We start from the raw sequence: 21232 nt of genomic DNA, 5'->3' as shown, positions 1-21232 counted from the left end.
AAATATGTCATCTTGGAAAGAACGGAGATTACTGCATCTCGCCGGCCACGATCTCAAATCGCGGGCCACAAGCGGTCGATACGAACCGTGCATCACATATGGGAGTGAAACGATGAAATACCTGAGGACGGCCTTTGCGGCCGCTACCGCCTTCACCTTGATTACCGGAACAGCGCTCGCGGAGCCGAAGACCAACCTCTTGCATCAGTGGGCCACCGGATCGGACGCCCAGGCCATCGCCAAGCTCGGCGAGATGTTTACAGCCAAGGGTGGCACCTGGCAGCAGACCTCCATCGCAGGCCATACGGCCAATACCCTGGCCAAACTGCGTGCCGATGTGATCGCCGGCAACGCACCTCCCGCTGTGCAGCTCAAAGGCCCCGAGATCGCCGAATGGAACGAGACGGGCATGACAGCCAATCTCGACGACCTGGCGAAGGCGGAAAATTGGGAGAAGGTCGTCGCTCCCGAATTGCTGCCGGTGATGAAGCCGACCGGGAATTGGGTGGCCGCGCCGATGAACATCCACCGCATCAACTGGCTGTGGGCATCGCCGAAGGTCATGAAGGACGCGGGCGTCACCGAGATGCCGAAGACATGGGCGGAATTCAACGCCGCCTGCGACAAGATCGTGGCCAGCGGCAAAATCTGCATTTCGCACTCGACCGCCGACTGGACCGACTCGACCGTCTTCGAAGTGGTCGTGTACGGTCAGGACCTCGATCTCTACAGGAAAGCTTTCGTCGAGGGCGACGTCGATGCCATGCGCAGCGATGGCATGGTCAAGGCCTTCGAGCAGTTCCGCACCATGACCTCGAAGTACATGGACCCCGGCATGAACGGGCGTGACTGGGATACCATGTCGCATCTCGTCGGCCGCGGCGAGGCCGCCTTCCACATCATGGGCGACTGGACGCTCGGCCTGCTGACGGCCGGCGGCTTCAAGGAGGGCACCGACTATGTCTGCGCCCAGGCGCCGACCGATTGGGGCAAGCCGGGTTTCATCTTGAATTCAGACTCGGTCGTGTTCTTCAAGCAGAAGGACCCGGACTATATCGAGGGACAGAAGCTGCTTGCCAGCATCATCCTGTCGCCCGAATTCCAGACCATTTTCAATCAGACCAAAGGGTCCATTCCGGCCCGCCTCGACGTCGATCTTTCGAACGGCTTCAATCCCTGCCAGCAACTCTCGCAAAAGGATCTGCAAGCCTCGATCGCCGCCGGCACGCTCGTGCGTTCGATGGCACACAACATGACGGTTCCGCAAAAGGTCCGCGGCGCAATAATGGATAGCATCACGGAGTTTGTAGCAACGCCGGATATGAGTGCGCAGGACGCGGCCAATGCGATGGCGGATGCGGCCGAAGCGCAGAAGTGACGCTGCCGATGATGGCCGGGGGCGAAGCGCCCGGCCAGACCTCGCCGGAGCAGCCCGATGTCCACCCATGATCTGATTGTACCCGCCGCAGCTGCCGCGGCCCGACCGTGGCGCGAGCGCCTGGGCACGATGGTGCCCATTCTGGTGCTGGCGCCGTCGATAGCGGCAAGTTTCGTCTATGTTTTCGTCTTCACGCTCTGGACGCTCTACATCTCGCTGTCCAATTCGTCGCTGTTGCCGACCTATGGGTTCGTCGGCTTGGACAATTACGCTTCGCTCTGGGCAAACCGGCGCTGGAACATCGCCTATACCAATCTCTTCCTGTTCAGCGGCTTCTATATCGTTGGCTCGATGGCGGTTGGCCTGCTGCTCGCGATCGCGATCGACCAGCGCGTCCGCGGCGAGGCGGTTTGGCGCACGATCTTCCTCTATCCGTTGGCGGTGTCCTTCATCGTCACCGGTACGGTGTGGAGCTGGCTGTATAATCCTGTCGACGGTATCCAGGCCTTCGTTCGAGGGCTTGGCTGGACCGACTTCAGCTTCGCCCTGACGGCCAACCGCAACACGGCGATCTATGCTGTGATCATAACCGGTATCTGGCAGTCGTCCGGCTTCGCCATGGCACTTTTCCTGGCCGGTCTGCGGTCCGTCGATCCGGACCTCGTCAAAGCCGCGCAAATCGACGGCGCGTCGGTTTTCCGGACCTATCGGAGGGTCATCCTGCCAACCATCGCCCCCATATTCCTGGCGGTGGCGGTCATTCAGATACAATTCGCTATCAAGACCTTCGACCTGGTTGCGGCGTTGACGCGAGGCGGGCCAGGTGTGTCCACCACCTTCCCCGCCATCTATGTCTACGACCTGATGTTCCAGCGCGGCCAAATCGGTGAAGGTGCCGCCGCGGCGATGATGATGCTCGCGGCGGTCGCGGTGGTGCTGGTGCCGTACTCCTTGTGGATCGTCTGGCGCCGGCGGGCGGAGGGCCGCGATGGCTGAAATTACCCCCAATGCCCGTTTTGATCCGGAAGAAGCCGCGGCCACGCGCCGGCATTTCTGGAGCCGCTTCCTTGTCTATGCGGTGCTGACGCTGTTTGCGGTCGTCTATCTCGTGCCATTGCTGGTGGTGATCTTCAACTCATTGCGCGAGCAGTCGGAGATTGCCCGCAACGGCCTCATCTCCGTACCGCGCAGCTTCCGCCTCGACGCGTGGGCGCAGGCCTGGGGATCCTACTGTGTCAGCGGTACCTGCGAGGGAATGAAGCGCAATTTTTTCAACTCGCTGGCGATGACGATCCCCGCCACCATCATCTCGACCATTCTCGGCGCCATGAACGGCTACATCCTCTCCAAATGGCGCTTCAGGGGCTCTGAACTGATCTTCAATCTGATGCTGCTCGGCGTATTCATGCCCGGCCAGATTTCGCTGATGCCGTGGGCATTCCTGCTCGGCAAGCTCGGCCTGACCAATTCCACATATGGGCTGGTGCTGATCCACGTCGTCCAGGGCATCTCGTTCACCACCCTGTTCTGCCGCAATTTCTACGTCAGCATACCGGACGACCTGATCAAGGCGGCACGCATCGACGGCGCCGGCTTCTGGCGGATCTTCCGCAAGATCATCCTGCCCCTGTCGCCGCCAATTCTGATCGTCACCGTCATCTGGCAGTTCACCGGCATCTGGAACGAGTATTTGTTCGGCGTCGTCTTCACATCGGGCCAGCAGCAGCCGATCACGGCGGCGTTGGTAGCACTCACGGCCGGCGGCACGACCGCGCGTGCTTACGATGTGATGAGCGCAGCCGTGCTGATCGGCGCGCTGCCTCCGCTGCTGATCTATCTGTTCGGTGGAAAATACTTCGTGCGCGGCCTCACCCAGGGCGCCATCAAATGAGGCGTCACCCATGTCCGCGTTGATGATCCGCAACCTTCACAAGAGCTACGGCTCGCTCGAGATTCTTGCCGGCATCAATCTCGAGGCTAAGACCGGAGAATTCGTCGCCCTTGTCGGCCCGTCAGGCTGCGGCAAGTCAACCTTGCTCGCCATGATCGCCGGCCTGGAAACCGTCACGTCGGGAGAGATCTGGATCGGCGACCGGCTGGTGAACTCGGTGCAACCTAAGGACCGCGACATTGCGATGGTGTTCCAGTCATACGCCCTCTACCCCACGATGACGGTGCGCCAGAACATCACCTTCGGCATGGAAAGCCGCGGCGTGCCAAAAGCGGTGCAAGCAGAAGCTGTCCAGCGGGTTGCCGCCCTTCTGCAGATCGAACAGCTGCTCAAACGCAAGCCCGGCCAGCTCTCGGGCGGCCAGCGGCAGCGCGTCGCGATGGGGCGTGCCCTCGTCCGCGACCCGAAGCTGTTTTTGTTCGACGAGCCCCTGTCCAACCTCGACGCCAAGCTGCGCGTCGACATGCGCACCGAAATCAAGAAGCTTCACCATCGCGTCGGCAAGACCACGGTGTATGTCACCCACGATCAGGTCGAGGCGATGACACTTGCATCCCGCATTGCGGTGATGAACCAGGGCTCGGTACAGCAGTTCGACACGCCGAAGCGGATTTACGACCGGCCGACCAACATGTTCGTTGCCGGTTTCATGGGATCGCCGGCGATGAATTTCATTCCCGCCCGGCTTACTGGCCCGACCAGCATCTCGGTACGCGCCGCTGACGGCAGCGACGCCAGCCTCGCCCTTGCCGCGCCGATGCCCGGTGCGCCAAAGGACGTCGTGCTCGGTATCCGGCCGGAACACATCTACCGTTTCACGACCGACCTGAAGTCGCGCAAACCGGCTGTGGCGTCCATGCAGGCGCCGGTCGAACTGGTCGAGCCGACCGGGGCCGAGACGCTTGCCGTGCTCAGGCTGGGCGACCTGGAGATCACCGGCCGTTTCGAGCCGGACGACGCTCCCGTCATGGGCGAGACGATAACGCTGGGCATCGACATGTCGCGCGCCTGCCTGTTCGATCCAACAACCAAGGCGCTTCTGTAATTTGATGTCCGTACAATTCGCAACCTATCCGAGCTTGGCCGATCGGGTCGTGCTGATCTCCGGCGGCGCCTCCGGCATCGGCGCCGATATGGTCCGCGCCTTCGCCTCGAATGGCGCCCGGGTGGCCTTTCTCGATGTGCAGGATGAGCCAGCTGAGGCGTTGGTGCGCGAGCTCGGTGGTGCCGCCGGGCAGGGTCCCTTGTACCTCCATTGCGATGTAACCGACGTCGACGCGCTAAAGGCGTCGGTAGCAGGCGTGCGCATGCGGCTTGGTCCGATCGCCGTCCTGGTGAATAACGCTGCCAATGATCAGCGCCATCCCATCGACGGGGTAACGGCCGAATATTGGGACCGCAGCTTCGACGTCAATCTGAGGCATCACTTCTTCGCCGCCCAGGCTGTGCATCCGCATATGAAGGAACTCGGCTTCGGCTCGATCATAAACTTCTCCTCCATTGCGTGGCGTTTCGGAGCGGACCAGATGGTGGCCTATGCCACAGCCAAGGGGGCCGTGGTGGCGCTGACGCGTGCGTTGGCGCGGTCGTTCGGACCGGATAACATCCGCGTCAATGCGATCGAACCCGGCGCCGTCATGACCGAGCGGCAGCGCGAACTGTGGTTCAAGACGCAGGAGGCAGTCGACCAGACGGTGCAGCGGCAATTGATCCGCCGCGTCCTGCTGGGTGAGGAGATTGCACGCACCGTGCTCTTCCTGGCAGCAGACGACAGCCGCATGATCACCAAGCAGTCCATCACCGTCGATGCCGGTCTGCGCTAGTGACCCCTCCCCGCCCTCCACTGGAACCGTCAAGCTGATGCTTCGTCTCGGCCTCAACCCCTACGGACTGACCTACCATCTCGGCCTGCAGGGCCGCGGCACGCCGCGGCACAATCCGGACGGCGCGGGGCTGGAAGGCTTCATAGCACTGGCGCAGGAACTGGGCGCGCGCACGCTCGAGATCTACGAACCCTGGTTGACCGACTTGACGGACGCCGAAATCGTCGCCCTGCGCAGGCGTCTTGCCGCGCTGGATATCGTCCCGGTGGTGAGCGGCGGATTGCTCGTGGCAGGTCCGCTGGACAACGCCTTTCGGGCTGCGCGCCTGCTCGAGGCGACGACGATCCGCATCGCACTGACGCCTGTCCTGTGCGGCGACCGCAATGCGTGGGGTCCGAAATGGAGCGAGTTCAACGCAATGATTCGCGCTGCCTTGACGGAATGGGGGCCGCGTGCGGCGGCCGAGGGCCGGGTGCTCGGCATCGAGAACCATCAGGACTTCGGCAGCGACGAACTGGTTGCGTTCTGCGAACTCGGCGGGCCGGGCGTTGGCATCACCTACGACACCGGCAACACCTTTCCTGTCGGCGAGGCGCCGCTTGCCTTCACGCGCCGGATCGCGCCCCATGTCCGGCACGTTCACCTCAAGGATTATCGCGTCCAGTTCACGGATGAGGGCTACCGCCTGGTCCGCTGCGCGATCGGCGACGGCGCCGTGCCTTTCGCCGAACTGGCAGCCATCCTTGGCGAGCACCACGGCACGCTGACGGCGGTGCTTGAGCCAGGCGCGTTGGAGGCCCGTCACGTTCGCTGTCTCACCGACGACTGGTGGAACGGATATGCGCCGAAGACCGCCCGCGAATTCGCGGCCTGCCTGAGCGCGGCGCGCCTGAACCGCCTTGCGGACGACGCCGACTACCGCACGCCATGGGAGCGCGACGATGACGGTGCGCTCGTTTCGTACGAGCTCGACATGATCCGGCGCAGCGCCGCCAACATGATGAAGTTCGATTTCATTGCAATGGAGAAACCAGCATGACTGCGCGAGAACTCAGCGGCCTGACCGCCTTCGTCACCGGCTCGGGACGCGGCCTCGGCCGCGTGATGGCCGATCGCTTGGCCGAACTTGGCGCAAACATCGCGGTCCACGACCTCGATTGGGCCCGGCCATCTCAATATGGCGAATTCGCGGACCTCGGCGACTCTGCCAGGGGCTTGGAGAAGCATGGGACGCGCTTCACCGCGGTCACCGGCAACATCGGCGACAAGCAGGCCGTCGCCGAAATGAAGAGGAAGATCGAGGCGGATCTCGGCGACGTGCACATTCTGGTGAACTGCGCCGGCGGCGACATCGGCGCCAAGGGCGTAAAGCCCAATCCCAACAACGCACTCGACATCGACTACGAAGACATTAAGGTTCTGACCGAGAACAACCTCATCGGCACGATGCTGGTCTGCCAGGCGTTTGTTCCGCCCATGGTCAAGCGCGGCTCGGGCTCGGTGATCAACATCGCCTCGGCGGCAGCGCATATCGGATGCTCGCCCGAAGTAGTCTACTCGACGCTCAAGGCAGCCGTCGTCCATTATACGCGCTGCCTCGCCAAGGAACTGATCGACGAGGGCGTACGCGTCAATGCGGTGAGCCCTGGCGCCACCAAGACGGCACGGTTCCAGGCGAGCCGCGTGGTCGATCCGCAGCGCATGGATTCGAGCAAGAAATCGCTGAACCGGTATGCGGAGCCTGAAGAGATCGCCGAAGCGGTGGCCTTCCTCGCCGGTCCGCGCGCGCGCTTCATCAACGGGCAGGTAATCCGAGTCGATGGCGGTTTCACGATCTTTCCAGGTTAAGCCGCGACCATTGCCGGTTTCGGATGAGTATTTGGTTGTGCCGTGACCCGATAAAGCTGTTATCGTGCCCTCGCGTCGGGGGCGAAGCCATGCAGATCGCGGGGATGGGTTCAGGCAGCATCGGCTGCTGTTTGGCGGTTGTTTGCCGGCCAAGGCGTTACGCTGATGGCGTTGGTGCCGCCTCGAAGTGCTGCTCCGGCGCTAGCACCCGGATCCGCGGCAAATGACGGATGACGCCAACATCCTTGATGCGGTGGTGGTCGGGGCCGGTTGGGCCGGCCTGGGCGTCAGCTATTCGCTGGCACGGCAAGGCTTGCACCATGCCGTATTGGAGCGAGGCCGCATCGGAGAGACCTGGCGCACTCAGCGGTGGGATTCTTTCCGGATGAATACCCCAAACGTTCAGACCGTCATGCCAGGCGACTTCTATGACGGTTCAGATCCGTTCGGTGCCCTGACGCGCGACCAGTTCGTTGCCCTGCTTGAGGACTTCGCCAGGCGAAACGAACTCCCGGTTGAACCTGACACTGTGGTGACCGAGCTCGCCTGCGGGCACTAGAATGGCGGCTATCGGCTGACCACCTCGCGCGGAACACTTTTGGCACGCAACGTGGTGATCGCCAGCGGTAACTTGAATTGTCCGGTGCGCCCAGTTGCTGCGTTGCCGCCGGGCCTGCGCCAGATCGATGCTTCTGATTATCGCAGCGCCGCTGATCTCCCGGCTGGAGCGGTGCTGGTGGTCGGAAGCGGCCAATCCGGTGCCCAGATCGCGGAAGAACTGGCGGAAGCAGGCCGAAGGGTCTTCCTTGCCACCAGCCGTGTCGGGCGGCTCTCGCGGCGCTACCGAGGTCGCGATATCATGCTCTGGCTCGTCGAAAGCGGATTTCTCGACGTACGTCGAGACGAGATCATTCGACTTGCGGGGCGCATTCCACCTCGTGGTCTGCTTGGGGTAGAACACACGATAAGCCTGCAAGGGCTCGGCGCCCAAGGTGTCGTGCTGCTGGGGCGGTTCGCAGGCGTCGAAGATGACGGCCGTCTATCATTCGCCGACGATCTCGAAGAGCATATTCGTTTTGCGGATGAGGCCTCCGCCAACGTTAAACGCTATATCGACGAATACATCAGCCGCTCCGGAATCGATGCCCCCGTTTCGGAACCCGACCCAGCGGAGACTGTCGCAGCGCAGCTGCCGAATCCGGCTGTCCGTTCTCTTGATGCTGCCGAGTCCGGCATCACGACCGTCGTGTGGTGCACCGGCTTCAGGGGTGACTTTAGTTGGGTGAGGCTTTCCGGTCTGCTCGACCCGGAAGGACAGCCTGTTCACGAGGATGGCGTGGCCGCCCTGCCAGGCATCTACTTTGCCGGGTTGGATTTCGCCTCCACGCGCAAATCAGGCATAATATTGGCGATCGCCGAGGAGGCACATCGCCTTGTGGAACACATCGTGCGGCATTCGTGACGACCTGGACACCGTCGGCAGGTTTCTAAACGTCAGCGTTTCGTGGCAGTGGTCCGTCGCGGGTCCGCATGAGCGGGATCACCGCTATTTGACGCCCACGCTTTCAGGCCAGAGGACCTGGATTTCCCTCGGCAGCGCATCCCGTACCTTTGCCGACTGGCCAAGGTCGATATGCCGTGCAAGCACACGCAGCACTGAGCGTGCCGCATCCTCGGGATCGACAGGACGGGTCGATTTCAATTCATCGGCGATGTGTTGCAGGAACTTCTCGAGCGAGCGTGTCTTGTCGGGCATGTCGGCGGGCCGATAGCGATCGTAGTAGGCGCCCCGCACGAGCAGCGGCAGTTCCGCTCCCAATTTAGCCGCCAGTCCGATCTGTAGCCTGTCCCGAAGAGTTCGCAGAACGGCGCCCAATGCATGCCAGGCGACGTGTCGATCCGGACCAAGATCCACCATGATCTCGTCAAGCCAGATGTTTGTTATTTGCAGCGTTTTGTCAAAAACGTCCAAGCCGGTTGCGCTCATCGTCGCCTCCTCGAAAGGTTCTGCGGGCAAAACGGCGACCGGAGATAATTGTTTCGTGGTCCTGTGAAAATCGCCTGGCAAAGCGGCAGAGGCCGGTTCGGTCGGAGAGCCTGCCGGCGCTCATCGGTTCCGAACGCCGTCAGCAATGAGACCAGTCCTCACGTTGCCCGAACCCGGATATCTCTTGCCGGACATCTCTTGACTGACTGAGCGGCCCGCGCCGACAATGGCATTGGGAAGATGGCGGGATTTCGCCCACGGTGTTCGGCACCACTTGGCGATCAAGCTGCGAAAGGGCTGTCATGGATTGGAAGCTGGAACTAGTCCCGGTCCCCGTATCGGACGTCGATAGAGCAATCGGCTTTTATGTTGGCAAGGTCGGCTTTCATCTCGATCACGACCACACCGTAAGCGACGAGATACGTTTCGTGCAGTTGACGCCGCCCGGTTCGGCCTGTTCGATTGCCATGGGCAAGGGCCTCGTCGACAGTCCCCCGGGATCCTTAAGGGGCCTGCAACTGGTCGTGCCCGACATCGACGAGGCGCACCGGTACTTGGCCGCTCAAGGCATCGAGGTCAGCGATATCAACGATTTTCCCTGGGGCAGATTTGTCTTCTTTGAGGACCCCGACGGCAACACCTGGTCTGTCCAGCAATTTCCACCTCGCAGCTGAGGCGGCGCTACGGCAGGGTGATCCCGACGCAGATAGCGCGGGATGCATGGCTCAATTCGAACGCATGCCGGCCTAACGCCACTTCTCGTCGAAGGCGGCATTCCAATTGTGATAAGGCGCGCGAAAGGTTGGGATGCGGTCCTCGACATCGGCAAGCGCTTCGAACGGCTTGTGCGGTTCGGCCTGATACCAGAAGGCGACCGACGAGATGTCGTCCGAGCGGCGATTGGCGTGACCGTGCTCGATGGTTACCCGGATGCGTTTGTGGAAGATGACCGGGTCCTCTATGTGCCAGCGATAGAGCGTAACCGGCTCGGTCCAGTTCGGCCCGCCGGCAGCGATGATGCCGTGATAGGGCGCGCTGTAGTCCTGTGTCGGGCACCATGCCGTGTTGAAATAATCCTCGGTGCCGGTGCCGTGCAGGGTCGGCGGCCAGGCATCGTTGGCGCCGGGGCTGGTCTCGCCGCGATCGCCGATCGGTTCGGCCTTCGGTCCGATACGCGGATCGGGCTTGCGCACCGTATCCGGCACGGAAATGCCCGGCTCGCCGTCAACGAAGATCATGTCGTCGCCCTCGCCGTACCAGTCCCATAGTGCGGAACGCCGGCGCGAATAGACGGAATAGAGCACGCCGACATAGTGGCCGTGACCTTCAGCCTCCAGGATGGTGTAGTTGCCGTTCCCGTCGGTGTTTTCCCCGCCAAACAGGACCTGCTCGTTGGCCAGCCCCGTCTCGTCTATGCCATCAGGTCGTTGCTGCCTGTATTGGGCGTGGAAGCGGCCCAGGCCTTCCTCGAGTTCCTCATGCAGTTCGAGATCGACATAGTAATAGAAAAGCAGGTCGTCCTCGGCCTCATTGGTGACGGTGAAGCGCATGTGGCTGGCAAACGGCATCGGAAAATAGCAGTTGAAGGCCTTGCCATCCTCTGGACTTGCCTGCACCGGCAGGCTGGCAAAATTGCGGGTGCGAGCATGCCCCATGCCGAAGAAATCGCCGATCGGCGTTTCGATGCTCGGATGTTCCTCGCCATCCCAGTACGCGCGCAGCACGATCTTGCGCAGGAATGCCTCGCTCTTGCAGGCGAGCGTCGCCCAGATATGCGTGACGATGCCGGCACCGTCGTGCTCGGCAATCACCACCGTCTGGCCGGGTTCTATGTGCAGCCGGTCGTCATTGCCGCCGGTGCGGTCGTAGCTTGAAAACCGGCGGGTTTTGGCGTCGCGCAATTTGGCGAGCCCGCGAAGCGGCGACAGGCCGGCATTGTCCATGTGTTTCTCCTCTTGCTTCAGCGGTTATTTCAGGCCGCTTGTCTTGATGGATTCCATGATCTGGCGTTGGAAGATCACGAAAAGAACCAGCATCGGCACGGCGACGATGGTCGAGGCGGCCATGACGTAATTCCAGGCGGCGGCGTACTGGCTCTTGAAATTTGCGATCGCAACCTGCACCACCCAGAGATCGAGGTCGGAAGTGATCGTCAGCGGCCACAGGAAAGCGTTCCAGTTGGCGAGGAAGAACAAGATCGCCAGCGCCGACAGGATCGGCCGGCTGAGCGGCAGGATGATGCTCCAATAGATGCGCCAGTAGCCGGCGCCGTCCATGATCGCGGCTTCTTCCAGTTCCCTGGGCAGCGACAGGTAATATTGCCTGAGTAGAAAGATGCCGAATGCGTTGAAGATCGCCGGAACGATCAGCCCGGCATAGCTGTCCAGCATGTGCAGCATCCGCGTCAGGATGAACAGCGGCACGATGATGACCGGAAGCGACACCAGGAAGGTCGAGAACATGGCGAGGAACAGGGTGTCGCGGCCCGGAAAACGCAGCCGTGCGAGCGAATAGCCGGCCATCGAATGGAAGAACAGCGCAGCGACCGTCACCGTCGCCGACACGAAGAACGAATTTAAGAGATAGCGCAGGAACGGCACCTCGGTCAGCACATAGAGGAAATTGCCGAGCGTCGGCCGTTCCGGCATGAGGCTCGGCGTGAAGACGTCGCTCGCTGGCTTCAGCGAGATGACCAGCATCCAGACAAGCGGGAATACCGTCATCAGGCCAAGTGCGGCGGTTGCCAGCATCCAGGCAAGTCTCGCCGCCCGTATCTGCGAAAGGCCGGAAGGAGTTCGGCCGTCAGTCATGCTCGAAGCGCCCGCCGCGCGTCAGCACGAAGAAGAAGACCGTGACCAGCATCAGCGCCAGCACCAGCAGCGATGCCATCGCCGACCATAGCCGAAGGCGCCGAACTGGAATGCCTGCTTGTAGATGTAGATGATCAGTACCGAGGTCGAATTGACCGGACCGCCCTTGGTCATCACATAGATCAGGTCGAAGACCTGGCCGCCGGCGACAGAAGCGACCAGCGAGACCAGGAGGACGAAGAAGCTGGTCGGCTTGAGTAGGGGCAAGGTAATGTACCAGAAGCTGGTCGCCGGCCCGGCGCCGTCGATCTTCGCGGCTTCGTAATACTCCGCTGGGATGTCCTGGAGCCCGCCGAGGAAGATCAGCATGTAGAAGCCCATCAGGAACCAGACGCTGACCAGCACCAGCGTGAACAGCGCGAGGTTTGGGTCGCCGAGCAGCGAGATTCCGCCGAGGCCGACGAGCGGTGCCAGCCGGCTGACGATGCCGACTTTTTCGACCAGCATGAGCTGCCACACGAGCGCCACCACGACCAGACTGACCATCTGCGGCGCAAAGAACATCGAGCGCATGACCGCGTTGAAGCGGTTGGTCTTCTGCACCAGAAGCGCCAGTCCCAGTCCGGCGACGTAGAGCGCCGGCACCAGCATGACGGCATAGGCCACGGTCACCTTCACGGACGACCAGAACAGCGGGTCGCCCCACATGCGCCGATAATTGCCGAGCCCGACGAATCTATAGCCGCCGAAGCCGTTGACTTCGAAGAACCCGACGGCGAGCGAAAGCAGCATCGGCACGCCGACGAACACCAGCAGGCCGAGCGCATCGGGCAGGACGAACAGCCATGCGGCGCAGAGTTCCTTTTGCTTGGCGGTAAGGCCGCGAGCGGATTTGGTGCTCGCGGCTGGCGGTTTCATCTGGTCCACATGCATGTTGGAAAGCGCCTAAAGGATCGGCGCGCCGGAATAGGAGGCGAGGAACGCGTCTAGTTGCTGACTGGCCGTCGTCGCCGCCTGCTGGGCATCAACCCCGCCAAGCTGTGCCGACTGGATGGCGTCGGAGATGATCTTGTAGGCTTCCGGCGGAACCCGCGGCTCGGCGCGCGTCCCCGGATGGATCTCCTTGGCGAAGGTGCCGAACTTACCCGTGCTGAAGACATCGGCGCCGGCCTTCAGGGCGCTGTTGCGCGGCGGCATGTCGCTCTTTGCGACCGTGCACCAGTTGACGACCCGGTCGATCGAGGCCTGGTCCATCGAGGCCAGCGCCCAGGCGCAGAACTGGGCGGAGGCATCCGGGTTCTTGCCTCCGGCATTGGCGACGAAGGCCCAGCCGCCGCCGACGGTGACGTATTTGCCATTGGCCGGCGTCGGCAATTTGAAGATGCCGTAGGGCACGTCCTTGGCGTTGTTGTCCATCGCCGAAATGCCCCAGATGCCGCAGTTCTGCATGGCGCACAGCCCCGCCCCGAGATTGGCGACGATGTCGAAGCCGCCGCCGACCACCTGACGCGGCGCCACGCCGGTATTGGTGGCGTCCTGCCAGAGTTTCAGCGCCTGGACGGTGGCCGGCGAATCGAAGGCGCTCTTGCCGTCCTTGCCCTGGAATTCGCCGCCGCCCTGCCACAGGAACGGATACCAGGTGAAGTTCTGGTAATAGCCGGGAGTCGTTTCGAACAGCACGCCGTAGCGGCTGGGCGTCGTCAGCTTTTTGGCGACCGCCAACAGCTCGTCCCAGGTCTTCGGCACGTCGTTCTCGTTGAGCTTTGCATCCTCGAACGCTTTGACGGAATAGTAGAAGGCCATCGGCTCGACTTCCATCGGCACACCGTAGATCTTGCCGTCCACCATGCGGTTGGCGATGACGCTTTCCGGGAAATCGGCTTTGGCGGCATCCTCGATATGCGGCGTCAGGTCGGCAAGCACGCCGCCATTGTAATAACGCAGGAAATCGCCGGGGCTGATGAGGAAGATGTCAGGGCCCTCGCCCGACGCGAAGGCCGTAGCCAGCTTGGAACCGGAGATGTATTCGCTGTTGACGACATATTCGAGCTCGACCTTCTGGTCGTGCCCGTCGTTCCAGTCGGCCACCAACTTTTCGAACCACCGGACCTGCGGCTTCACGTCTCCGCCAGGCGCATAGAACTGCCAGAATTTCAGCGGCGCTTCCTGAGCGCGCACGGCCATCCTGTTGATGAAGGGGAAGCCTGTGAGGCCGGCGGCAGCGAAAGTGGCGCCGCCCTGGATCAGCCGACGGCGGTTCAGGCTGGCCGATGGCCGGTCGCGGGTCGTTTTGTCAGTCATCAATTCCTCCCTTGGGTGTTGTTCGAACGTTGGCGAAGGGACCTCCGTTCCCTTTGCCGGCATCTGGCGTCACGCGCTGTCGAATGGGCTCAGCGCGCATGGGATCACTTCGGTGCGCGGCGCGCCCTCGACTTTGCCACCCAGCCGTTCGAGCAGCATTTCCGTGGCGCGCTTGGCAAGCATTGTCGGACTGTTGCCGACACGGGTCAGCTTCGGCCTGACATATTCCAGTTGAGGCAGGTCATCGAAGACTGCGATGGCGATATCCTGAGGGATATTGGTCCCATGGTCGTAGAATTCGGTCAGCGCACCGGAGGCCATCAGATAGTTGGCGAAGAACATCGCCGACGGCAGGTTTCCGCCGTGCTTCTCCTTGAGCCAGGTGACCGCTTCCCGCCCTGACGGGGCAAGATAGCTTCCCTCGAACCGCAGATCGGCGGAGATTGGCACGCCATTGTCGGCGAGCCCTTTTTCGAAGCCGGCGGCACGCGCCATCGCCTCCTTGAAAAAGGATGGCCCGGTGACATGGGCGACGCGGCGATGGCCCCTCTTCGCCAGATACTCGCCCATCAGATAGCCGCCGCCGAAATCGTCCAGCTGGACGCTGTCGACAGCATGGTTCGGCAGATGGCCGATGAAGACGGCGGGCAGATCGAGGCTGAGCAGTTCGCTGTGCATGCCGTGCAGCGCGAAGTCGGCAACGATGACGCCGTCGACCCGCTTGCGCCCGATCTGGCGCAAATATTCGCGGCCGTGGTCCTGTGAATGTCCGCCCGGCACGTCGGTGTTGAAGATCAGCATGTCGAGGCCGACCAGTTCGAGCCTCGACTGCGCCGTTTTCACCAGCTCCGGATAGAACGGGTTGCGGATGTCCGGGATCAGCATCGCGATGATGTTGGTGCGGCCGGTGCGCAGACTTTGCGCCTGCGGGTTCGGCGTGTAGCCGAGTTCGTCGATCGCCGCTTGTACGCGTTCACGCAGCGATTTCGACACCCGGTCGGCATGGTTGATGACATGCGACACGGTCGTGCGCGACACGCCCGCTCGCGTAGCAACTTTGGAAATCGTGCTCATGGTTTGATAGGTTATGAGCATGTGAATGCATTTGCAAATCGATTTTTACCGATGTCTCGCAAATTAGGCCGTCAGGCGGATTGCACGAATGCCAAAAGAAAAAGGCCGGACTGTTAGGCCCGGCCAGGTGTGAAGGTCTATAACCTCCAGAGGGGAACGCGCCGGACGCAATGGGAGGAGACATCCGACGCAATTCGCATATGGGTCTGTATTGGTGGCGTTTCAACGATGCGGCAGTAGACCAACGGCGTTGCTGCCATAGAGCCAGAAACGCAAAGCATTCGAAGGGGGCGGTGGATCGCAACTGCCAGTTGGACACAAAGGTCGCCGAATGCAGGGCGGCTCCTGGCATAGGGACTTCAGTCTGTAGGCCTATCGACCAAGGACCCGCACAGCCAAACTTTGGTCCGAGGCTGCTATCGCAAAAGCCCGAAATGCGAGAGTTTCAGGAACTGAGTTCCGAGGAGCCCCGTTGCGATGCCGACTGTTGCAGGAGGCCGCCATGGACCCGAGCATTCACCAGGCACGTTGGCTGCTTTTTCCATTATTTGGCCTGTGTTTCGGGGTCGCGGCCATTGGATTTATTGTTGGCTGACGGTGGAAGTCGGCGCTACCGCGGAGAGACGCTACCAAGGGAAGGCAAAAGACTTGCGCAGTAAATAGTCCCTTCCTGCGCTAGCGAGACCCACCAGTTACCATCGTGGGACTGGTGGGTCTTGACCTTACCGGATACAAACCATTGTTTTAAGCATCAAACGAACTCGAACAGGAGGCAGCACGACAGGTCCGTATGATTAAAGGGATTTCCGACATGCGACTGGCAAGTTCATTGATGACGACCCGGAGACGAAGGACCGGATCTTCACGAGGACGTCGTGTCGGCATTTCTGTAGTCGTCTTGACCTTCGTTCTCGTCGTGAATCCCTATCGCGTCGTATTCGATGGACCGTCGCAGCCGCTCGGCCCGCAGGCTGCCTGGGCCAAAGACGGCGGAAACGGCAACGGCAATGGCGGGAACGGGGGCGGGAACGGGAACGGGAATGGGAACGGCAATTCGGGCAATTCGGGTGGAAACTCCGGCAATTCGAACTCGAACGCCGGTGCCGGCAAGGGCAAAGCAAAGTCGCAGGACGACAATCTCCCTGATCCCGCCCCTGCGGTAAACCCGGACAGCAGGCCAAGACTCTTTATCAATGCAACCACGGGAGACCGGGTCGAGGTAAGTGGGCCGAGCATTGGCGTGGTGCATTCGAACGGCCTCAGCGAGCGCATTGATAGCGGCCAATATGAAATGCGGGATGCCAAGGGTCGCACCATCATTCGGCGCCTGGCGACGCGTTCCGATCGGGACAGATTGCTTGAAATGATCAACTGAGGCTCAGCACACATCGCCGCGCCGTGCGGCAATTTCGGCTCAAGCATGATCGCGAACAGTCGGATGCTGGCGCTCAGTCGCATCACGCAAGGTCATCGCGGCTTCGGTCCTGTTGCTTACGTTGAGCTTGGCCAGGATTCGCGTCATGTGGTGCTTTATCGTTTTCTCATGCAGGTTCAGCCGAAGCCCGATCCGTTTGTTGCTCAGTCCCGCGGCAACCAGCGTCAGGATCTCCCTTTCGCGGCTGGTGAGTTCGGCAAGTCCGTCAGCTTTCGCCGGCTCTTTTGATTGAGCCGACAGATCGGCCAACAGACGCGCCGACAATTGTGGACAGACATATCGTTCGCCCGACGCTACCGTGCGCAGGATCGCAGCCAACGTCCTCGACCCGACCCCCTTCAGTACATAGCCCCTTGCCCCGCTCTGCAACGCGGTCATCACGTGCTGGTTTTCTTCCGAAACGGTCAGCATCACAATTTTCAGTGCCGGATGCCGCTCAAGGGCCGGTCCGATCACGCCAAGGCCACCTCCAGGAACCGAGATGTCCATCAGCAGAATGTCCGGCCGCTGGTCTTCGATTATCCGCAGGGCATCGTCTCTGCTGCTTCCTTCACCGACGATCTCGAACCCGCCGATCTGATCGAGCGTGCGCACAACGCCTTCCCTGAACAGCGGGTGGTCGTCGACGATGGCGAGCTTGATGGCTACTGTCATGTCTGCCCCATTTCAACGATGTTAAGGGCCATTCTTACGACTGTGCCACTCTGTGAGGAAGTCACGGTAAACTGGCCCCCGAGGCTTTCCACCCGCTCGCGCAGCCCAACGAGTCCCAGTCTCTCGGGACGCACGATTCGCGGGTCAAAACCCGCGCCGGCGTCGGCCACTTCGATACAAACGCGCTCGCCGTCGAAATGTTTCTCGACCGACTGACCTTCACCTCCGGCATGACGGAATCCATTGTTCAGCGCCTCCTGGACGAAGCGGAAGATGCAGATCTTGGCGGCCGGCGACAACGGCGTATGGCCGCCGGTCATCGACAATCTCACTTTGACGCCGGTTCGTTCTTCGTGCGCCTGTACGGCAAGCTGGAGAATTTCACCCAGTTCGGCATGCTCGATATGCGGCAGGACAAGGCCCTTGCTGATGCTCCTGATCTCGCGCATGGCATCGTCCAGATGTGCTTTGATGGCCAGCAATTCCTGTGCACGCTTCGATTGCGGCGTAGCGGGATCGGCAATGACGGGGCTGTCGATCCCCAGCGCCGCGAGAGCGACCAGTTGCGCGGGGCCATCGTGCAAGTCCGCACCGATGCGCCTGAGATAGCGTTCGTTAAGTGCGGTGGCACGCTGCGAGGCACGCTGCACCCGCAGCCTCAACAGTCTGTTTTGCGCAAGCAGATCGGAAAGCTCGGCAATGCGCTGCTTCAACGAGCGGCTCTGTGAGCTGATCGTGCGGCTGCCACGGAACACGATTGCCGACAGCCCGAGAAAGAAGGCCGCTGTGACGGCGGCAACGTCCAGCCAGGTTCGAATGAGTGCCTGATGCAGGTTTCTTTCAAAATCAGTGGCGACCTCGTAGAATTCGGAAACGGCCACCACTTCCCCCGACCATGGCTGCAGCACCGGATTGTAGATCTCGAGGAGATGCAAGCCGCTGGCTCTTTCGGCCTCGCTGTCCGGATCGTCGAGCTTGTCGAACTCCGAAACCATTTGGCCTGCGAATGCCGCCCGGAGATTGTCGCCGGGTTCAAAGCGCTTGCCGATCAATGTCTTGTCGGTCGAATACAGGATGGTTCCGTCGCGACGCCAGAGCTTGAAGGATTCGAGCCTTGTGCCGAGTGCCCCCTGTCCCAGCGTTTCATCGAGCGCATGGGCGACGCTCTCGTCGAGGACTTCGCTCTTGCGCATATCCGGAAGCAGCGGCGCGATAACGCTATCCACGTAAAGAGCCGTAGCGGAAGCCGAATTCTGCGTGACCACGGTTTCTATATGGTTCGTGACGGAAATCCCCACCACCACCATCGCCGACAGGGAGAATAGACCGCCCGCGAGCAGGAACTGCGTAGCCAGCGACAGCGCATTCCAGCGGTCGACGAGGCTTGTCAGCCTGTGTGGCCTGGTATTCCGAATAGCCCGCTCGGCAGCACGCCGCACCAGTGGCGCGATTCTGGAGAGCCGGCTAATCCGCTGTCGAACGTCGCTGAAAGACGCCATCCTAGCTGTGTAACCGATCAATCGCGATGGAACTAGGGCCTGATGAGAGGGCGAACAGCGCATCCGGCGCTTTTTTGCGCAAACCGCCTCATTGCGTCGTTCGGTAAAGCTCGGACGCAGCCTGCTTCAGTGCCGCCCGTCCATCCGGCCTCAGATACATCATGTGCCCGCCCTCCAGCACCTCGGTGCGAATGGGCTTTGCGCCGGCAAGCGAAGGAATTTGACCAAGCAGGTAGCGCGAGCCCATGTACGGTGTCACCAGGTCGCTGTAGCCGTTGACGATCAGCACGCCGAGGCTGGGGTTCAGCACGCGCGCCTGCTGAAGGTCGTCCATGACACCCGCATAGCCCTGACGGGTCGGGCTCGTTCCATAGTCCCAATTGCCGCTGACTTCGTGGTTGAGAAGCCGATAGCTGATATCCGTGCGGAAGTTCAATTCATCACGCACATAGCCGACGAAAGCGGAGGTGAGCGCCGGCACGCTTCGATCGAGCACCGGATCGGGACCCTCGACTCCCAGGCTCTCTGGCGCCACGTCCGCTGTCGCGATATTGCCGTCATAGGCGCTCAGAACATTGCCCTTTGCCCGTGCAAACTCCTTGGCGAAGAGCCCTATGGGAATGCGTGCAAAGTGCCGCTGGACGAGATCGAGCGGCAGACCGGTGATTGCGGCCACACGCTGGCTCGCCAGGCGTCCACCCTGCTCCAGCCCACCGGCCAGCGCGGCCAGATAATCGCCGAGCGCATAGCGTTCGACTTCCGCCAGCCGCTCCTGCAGGGCCGGGCCGGAAACGCCTTCGCTGTGCAGGCGCACTGCCGCCAGCGACGGCAGTTCCAGCGCCCAGTGGAGCGGCTGGAACTCGTCCGGGCGCACCAGCGTGAATTCGAGCGCCGGCGAGATCAGCACGACGCCACTCGGGCTGATGCCGATGTCTTCCTGAAGCTTCCTGGCGAGCAATGCTGCTCGAAAGCCGCCATAGCTTTCGCCAGCAAGGAAGACGGGCGATGCCGTACGGTTGGTCTGCGCCAGATAGAGCCGGATAAACGCGCCTATCGACGCGGCGTCCTGGCTGACGCCCCAGAAGCTGTGTGCTTCCGTGCCGGGCGCTTCACGGCTGTAGCCGGTTCCGACAGGGTCCACAAAGACCAAGTCGGTCATGTCGAGCCAGGTGTCGGGGTTATCGAACAGCCTCTGCGGCGGCGGCAGGAAACTTCCATCGGCCGCCGTCGCCAGGACCCGCGGACCGAGCGCGCCGAGATGAAGATAGGCGGAAGCTGCTCCCGGACCGCCATTGAACACGAAGGTGATCGGGCGGCGCGGATCCGGTCCCGTTTCTTTCCCGGAATGCAGTGCATAGGCGACATAGAAAATCTCGGCGGTGATATCGCCTTTGCCGGACGGTAATGACAGCGTGCCGGCCTTGGCCTCGTAATCGAGCGTGCGTCCGGCAATGACGATCGAATGATCGGAAGTCTGCGGCGATGGCAAGAGCGAGAGAACCCCGCCTGTGGGCGGCGGCCGCTGGGCCGTCTCTGCATTACCGACCCCAGCTTCGGCAACCAACAGCAGAAGAGCGAGGGCGATTTCTTGCAGCTTGATAGGCATGACGTCTCCGGAGCAATGGCTGGAAACTAGCACACCGTCGGCCGAACCAAAGTCACAGCACCGTGCGCCAGTACATCTGACAAGAAGGGGTCGGGTTTGGAAATCCGATGCCCAGGCGGAAGATAGGGCGCGACGGTCACGGCGGCAGCCTCAACCTCTTGCAGCAGATGCGGCGGCGGAATGGCGGACCAAACGACTTCGTGAATTTTCTGCCGGTTGACTCGATTGGCCCACTTCCTAGGTTGGCATTCGGGGCTCCCGCGCAATCCGAAGTTGGTATGACATCTTTCCACACCCGAAAGCTTGCCCTTCTCCTTCTATCGGCAAGCGCCGCCATCCTGTCATCCTGCGTCATGCCTGACGACACGTCGAGCACTGCAAAGGAGGACGCCACGGCGGCGGCAGCCCGCAGGGAGATGGTCGGCCTTAGCGAGGCGGACGTTCGAATGTGCGCCGGCTTTCCGACCGCCACTGCCGATGTCGGCAAATCCGGTCAGATCTGGACCTATCAGCGCGTCGTTCAACGCGGCAATCTCAACATTGCCGTTCCGACGGTGGCCATTGGCCCCGTCCCGGCGCTCGGAGGTTCCGTCAACGTCGCCCCCGGCGGCTATTGCAACACACAAATTCGAATGGTTGACGGTCATGTTGCCGAGGTTGCCTACGCCGGCGACAACAACCTGCCGAACAACCGCGATGCGCTCTGTGTCAGCACGGTAGACGCCTGTGTCGCCTATGCCCGTCGGTATCGTCCAAGCAGGGCAATGGGCAGATAGCGGGATGAGTGGCATCGCCGCCGACCTGAACGCCTGAAGTTTCTGGTTTGCCGGCTAATTATTACCTTAGATCTCGATTGAGCATCACCG

The 21232-nt window shown here is 61.6% G+C and carries 21 protein-coding genes; 12 read left to right on the top strand and 9 right to left on the bottom strand.

What is annotated here, in order from left to right:
* Positions 1 to 112 precede the first annotated feature (112 nt).
* The 9 genes from NKI19_RS00785 to NKI19_RS00745 all read left to right on the top strand — a co-directional run bounded on the left by NKI19_RS00785 (position 113) and on the right by NKI19_RS00745 (position 8462).
* Positions 113 to 1378, top strand: a complete 1266-nt coding sequence (locus tag NKI19_RS00785; protein ID WP_352488855.1) for an ABC transporter substrate-binding protein — start codon at positions 113 to 115, stop codon at positions 1376 to 1378.
* Positions 1379 to 1435: 57 nt separating this feature from the next.
* Positions 1436 to 2374, top strand: a complete 939-nt coding sequence (locus NKI19_RS00780; RefSeq protein WP_352488853.1) for a carbohydrate ABC transporter permease — start codon at positions 1436 to 1438, stop codon at positions 2372 to 2374.
* Positions 2367 to 3269 (top strand): carbohydrate ABC transporter permease, encoded by a 903-nt coding sequence (locus NKI19_RS00775; protein WP_352488851.1) that lies wholly within the window; start codon positions 2367 to 2369, stop codon positions 3267 to 3269. The genes NKI19_RS00780 and NKI19_RS00775 overlap by 8 nt, the downstream gene beginning before the upstream one ends.
* Positions 3270 to 3279: 10 nt before the next feature.
* Positions 3280 to 4374 carry an ABC transporter ATP-binding protein gene (locus NKI19_RS00770; RefSeq protein WP_352488850.1) on the top strand — a complete coding sequence of 365 codons (1095 nt, stop codon included), beginning with the start codon at positions 3280 to 3282 and terminating at the stop codon, positions 4372 to 4374.
* A gap of 4 nt (positions 4375 to 4378) precedes the next feature.
* Positions 4379 to 5152, top strand: coding sequence for an SDR family NAD(P)-dependent oxidoreductase (locus NKI19_RS00765; RefSeq protein ID WP_352488848.1), 774 nt, complete (start codon positions 4379 to 4381; stop codon positions 5150 to 5152).
* A 37-nt stretch (positions 5153 to 5189) separates the two neighbouring features.
* Positions 5190 to 6191 carry a sugar phosphate isomerase/epimerase family protein gene (locus NKI19_RS00760; RefSeq protein WP_352488847.1) on the top strand — a complete coding sequence of 334 codons (1002 nt, stop codon included), beginning with the start codon at positions 5190 to 5192 and terminating at the stop codon, positions 6189 to 6191.
* On the top strand, positions 6188 to 7000 hold the full coding sequence (locus tag NKI19_RS00755; protein WP_352488846.1) for an SDR family NAD(P)-dependent oxidoreductase: 813 nt from the start codon (positions 6188 to 6190) through the stop codon (positions 6998 to 7000). Before NKI19_RS00760 ends, NKI19_RS00755 begins: the two co-directional genes overlap by 4 nt.
* Positions 7001 to 7223: 223 nt before the next feature.
* Positions 7224 to 7559: an FAD-dependent oxidoreductase gene (locus NKI19_RS00750; protein WP_352488844.1), complete on the top strand. Its 336-nt coding sequence runs from the start codon at positions 7224 to 7226 to the stop codon at positions 7557 to 7559.
* A gap of 15 nt (positions 7560 to 7574) precedes the next feature.
* Positions 7575 to 8462: an NAD(P)-binding domain-containing protein gene (locus tag NKI19_RS00745; protein ID WP_352565164.1), complete on the top strand. Its 888-nt coding sequence runs from the start codon at positions 7575 to 7577 to the stop codon at positions 8460 to 8462.
* A gap of 84 nt (positions 8463 to 8546) precedes the next feature.
* Here NKI19_RS00745 and NKI19_RS00740 read toward each other — a convergent pair whose 3' ends face one another.
* Positions 8547 to 8987 (bottom strand): DUF2267 domain-containing protein, encoded by a 441-nt coding sequence (locus NKI19_RS00740; protein WP_352488843.1) that lies wholly within the window; start codon positions 8985 to 8987, stop codon positions 8547 to 8549.
* Between the two features lie 302 nt (positions 8988 to 9289).
* On the opposite strand from NKI19_RS00740, the gene NKI19_RS00735 reads away from it, so the two are divergent.
* Positions 9290 to 9661, top strand: coding sequence for a VOC family protein (locus NKI19_RS00735; protein ID WP_352564958.1), 372 nt, complete (start codon positions 9290 to 9292; stop codon positions 9659 to 9661).
* A 72-nt stretch (positions 9662 to 9733) separates the two neighbouring features.
* Here NKI19_RS00735 and NKI19_RS00730 read toward each other — a convergent pair whose 3' ends face one another.
* The 5 genes from NKI19_RS00730 to NKI19_RS00710 all read right to left on the bottom strand — a co-directional run bounded on the left by NKI19_RS00730 (position 9734) and on the right by NKI19_RS00710 (position 15172).
* On the bottom strand, positions 9734 to 10930 hold the full coding sequence (locus NKI19_RS00730) for a glycoside hydrolase family 172 protein (RefSeq protein WP_352488840.1): 1197 nt from the start codon (positions 10928 to 10930) through the stop codon (positions 9734 to 9736).
* A 24-nt stretch (positions 10931 to 10954) separates the two neighbouring features.
* Positions 10955 to 11797, bottom strand: coding sequence for a carbohydrate ABC transporter permease (locus tag NKI19_RS00725; RefSeq protein ID WP_352488839.1), 843 nt, complete (start codon positions 11795 to 11797; stop codon positions 10955 to 10957).
* A 51-nt stretch (positions 11798 to 11848) separates the two neighbouring features.
* Positions 11849 to 12715: a carbohydrate ABC transporter permease gene (locus NKI19_RS00720; protein ID WP_352564956.1), complete on the bottom strand. Its 867-nt coding sequence runs from the start codon at positions 12713 to 12715 to the stop codon at positions 11849 to 11851.
* A gap of 27 nt (positions 12716 to 12742) precedes the next feature.
* A complete protein-coding gene (locus NKI19_RS00715; RefSeq protein WP_352488836.1) occupies positions 12743 to 14098 on the bottom strand; it encodes an ABC transporter substrate-binding protein in 1356 nt (451 codons plus the stop codon).
* Between the two features lie 69 nt (positions 14099 to 14167).
* The gene (locus NKI19_RS00710; protein WP_352564955.1) at positions 14168 to 15172 is read right to left on the bottom strand and encodes a LacI family DNA-binding transcriptional regulator; all 1005 of its coding nucleotides are present in this window, start codon (positions 15170 to 15172) and stop codon (positions 14168 to 14170) included.
* 898 nt (positions 15173 to 16070) lie between these two features.
* Between NKI19_RS00710 and NKI19_RS00705 the strand changes: the two genes are divergently transcribed.
* Positions 16071 to 16547 carry a hypothetical protein gene (locus NKI19_RS00705; protein WP_352564953.1) on the top strand — a complete coding sequence of 159 codons (477 nt, stop codon included), beginning with the start codon at positions 16071 to 16073 and terminating at the stop codon, positions 16545 to 16547.
* A gap of 39 nt (positions 16548 to 16586) precedes the next feature.
* Here NKI19_RS00705 and NKI19_RS00700 read toward each other — a convergent pair whose 3' ends face one another.
* From NKI19_RS00700 to NKI19_RS00690, 3 genes are read right to left on the bottom strand one after another with little or no spacing between them, the layout of a single operon-like run.
* Positions 16587 to 17261 carry a LuxR C-terminal-related transcriptional regulator gene (locus NKI19_RS00700; protein ID WP_352488833.1) on the bottom strand — a complete coding sequence of 225 codons (675 nt, stop codon included), beginning with the start codon at positions 17259 to 17261 and terminating at the stop codon, positions 16587 to 16589.
* Positions 17258 to 18823: a sensor histidine kinase gene (locus NKI19_RS00695; protein WP_352488832.1), complete on the bottom strand. Its 1566-nt coding sequence runs from the start codon at positions 18821 to 18823 to the stop codon at positions 17258 to 17260. The genes NKI19_RS00700 and NKI19_RS00695 overlap by 4 nt, the downstream gene beginning before the upstream one ends.
* Before the next feature lie 25 nt (positions 18824 to 18848).
* Positions 18849 to 20366 carry a S10 family peptidase gene (locus NKI19_RS00690; RefSeq protein ID WP_352488830.1) on the bottom strand — a complete coding sequence of 506 codons (1518 nt, stop codon included), beginning with the start codon at positions 20364 to 20366 and terminating at the stop codon, positions 18849 to 18851.
* Between the two features lie 278 nt (positions 20367 to 20644).
* Here NKI19_RS00690 and NKI19_RS00685 point away from each other — a divergent pair, with 278 nt between their 5' ends.
* A complete protein-coding gene (locus NKI19_RS00685) occupies positions 20645 to 21142 on the top strand; it encodes a hypothetical protein (protein WP_352488829.1) in 498 nt (165 codons plus the stop codon).
* The last annotated feature ends 90 nt before the right edge of the window (positions 21143 to 21232 follow it).

Origin of the sequence: Mesorhizobium sp. M0751 (genome assembly GCF_040320265.1) — a bacterium.
Lineage (GTDB): Bacteria > Pseudomonadota > Alphaproteobacteria > Rhizobiales > Rhizobiaceae > Mesorhizobium.
The sequence above is the reverse complement of the archived record's forward strand: the minus strand, read 5'-3'. Positions and strand labels throughout refer to the sequence as shown.

What these genes read in the sequence shown, in the direction of transcription:
- NKI19_RS00725 (WP_352488839.1), bottom strand. Translation starts at nt 11,797, where the DNA reads ATGACTGACGGCCGAACTCCTTCCGGCCTTTCGCAGATACGGGCGGCG.
- NKI19_RS00715 (WP_352488836.1), bottom strand. Translation starts at nt 14,098, where the DNA reads ATGACTGACAAAACGACCCGCGACCGGCCATCGGCCAGCCTGAACCGC.
- NKI19_RS00740 (WP_352488843.1), bottom strand. Translation starts at nt 8,987, where the DNA reads ATGAGCGCAACCGGCTTGGACGTTTTTGACAAAACGCTGCAAATAACA.
- NKI19_RS00700 (WP_352488833.1), bottom strand. Translation starts at nt 17,261, where the DNA reads ATGACAGTAGCCATCAAGCTCGCCATCGTCGACGACCACCCGCTGTTC.
- NKI19_RS00750 (WP_352488844.1), top strand. Translation starts at nt 7,224, where the DNA reads ATGACGGATGACGCCAACATCCTTGATGCGGTGGTGGTCGGGGCCGGT.
- NKI19_RS00720 (WP_352564956.1), bottom strand. Translation starts at nt 12,715, where the DNA reads ATGAAACCGCCAGCCGCGAGCACCAAATCCGCTCGCGGCCTTACCGCC.
- NKI19_RS00690 (WP_352488830.1), bottom strand. Translation starts at nt 20,366, where the DNA reads ATGCCTATCAAGCTGCAAGAAATCGCCCTCGCTCTTCTGCTGTTGGTT.
- NKI19_RS00755 (WP_352488846.1), top strand. Translation starts at nt 6,188, where the DNA reads ATGACTGCGCGAGAACTCAGCGGCCTGACCGCCTTCGTCACCGGCTCG.
- NKI19_RS00695 (WP_352488832.1), bottom strand. Translation starts at nt 18,823, where the DNA reads ATGCGCTGTTCGCCCTCTCATCAGGCCCTAGTTCCATCGCGATTGATC.
- NKI19_RS00730 (WP_352488840.1), bottom strand. Translation starts at nt 10,930, where the DNA reads ATGGACAATGCCGGCCTGTCGCCGCTTCGCGGGCTCGCCAAATTGCGC.
- NKI19_RS00735 (WP_352564958.1), top strand. Translation starts at nt 9,290, where the DNA reads ATGGATTGGAAGCTGGAACTAGTCCCGGTCCCCGTATCGGACGTCGAT.
- NKI19_RS00760 (WP_352488847.1), top strand. Translation starts at nt 5,190, where the DNA reads ATGCTTCGTCTCGGCCTCAACCCCTACGGACTGACCTACCATCTCGGC.
- NKI19_RS00780 (WP_352488853.1), top strand. Translation starts at nt 1,436, where the DNA reads ATGTCCACCCATGATCTGATTGTACCCGCCGCAGCTGCCGCGGCCCGA.
- NKI19_RS00775 (WP_352488851.1), top strand. Translation starts at nt 2,367, where the DNA reads ATGGCTGAAATTACCCCCAATGCCCGTTTTGATCCGGAAGAAGCCGCG.
- NKI19_RS00770 (WP_352488850.1), top strand. Translation starts at nt 3,280, where the DNA reads ATGTCCGCGTTGATGATCCGCAACCTTCACAAGAGCTACGGCTCGCTC.
- NKI19_RS00685 (WP_352488829.1), top strand. Translation starts at nt 20,645, where the DNA reads ATGACATCTTTCCACACCCGAAAGCTTGCCCTTCTCCTTCTATCGGCA.
- NKI19_RS00765 (WP_352488848.1), top strand. Translation starts at nt 4,379, where the DNA reads ATGTCCGTACAATTCGCAACCTATCCGAGCTTGGCCGATCGGGTCGTG.
- NKI19_RS00785 (WP_352488855.1), top strand. Translation starts at nt 113, where the DNA reads ATGAAATACCTGAGGACGGCCTTTGCGGCCGCTACCGCCTTCACCTTG.
- NKI19_RS00710 (WP_352564955.1), bottom strand. Translation starts at nt 15,172, where the DNA reads ATGAGCACGATTTCCAAAGTTGCTACGCGAGCGGGCGTGTCGCGCACG.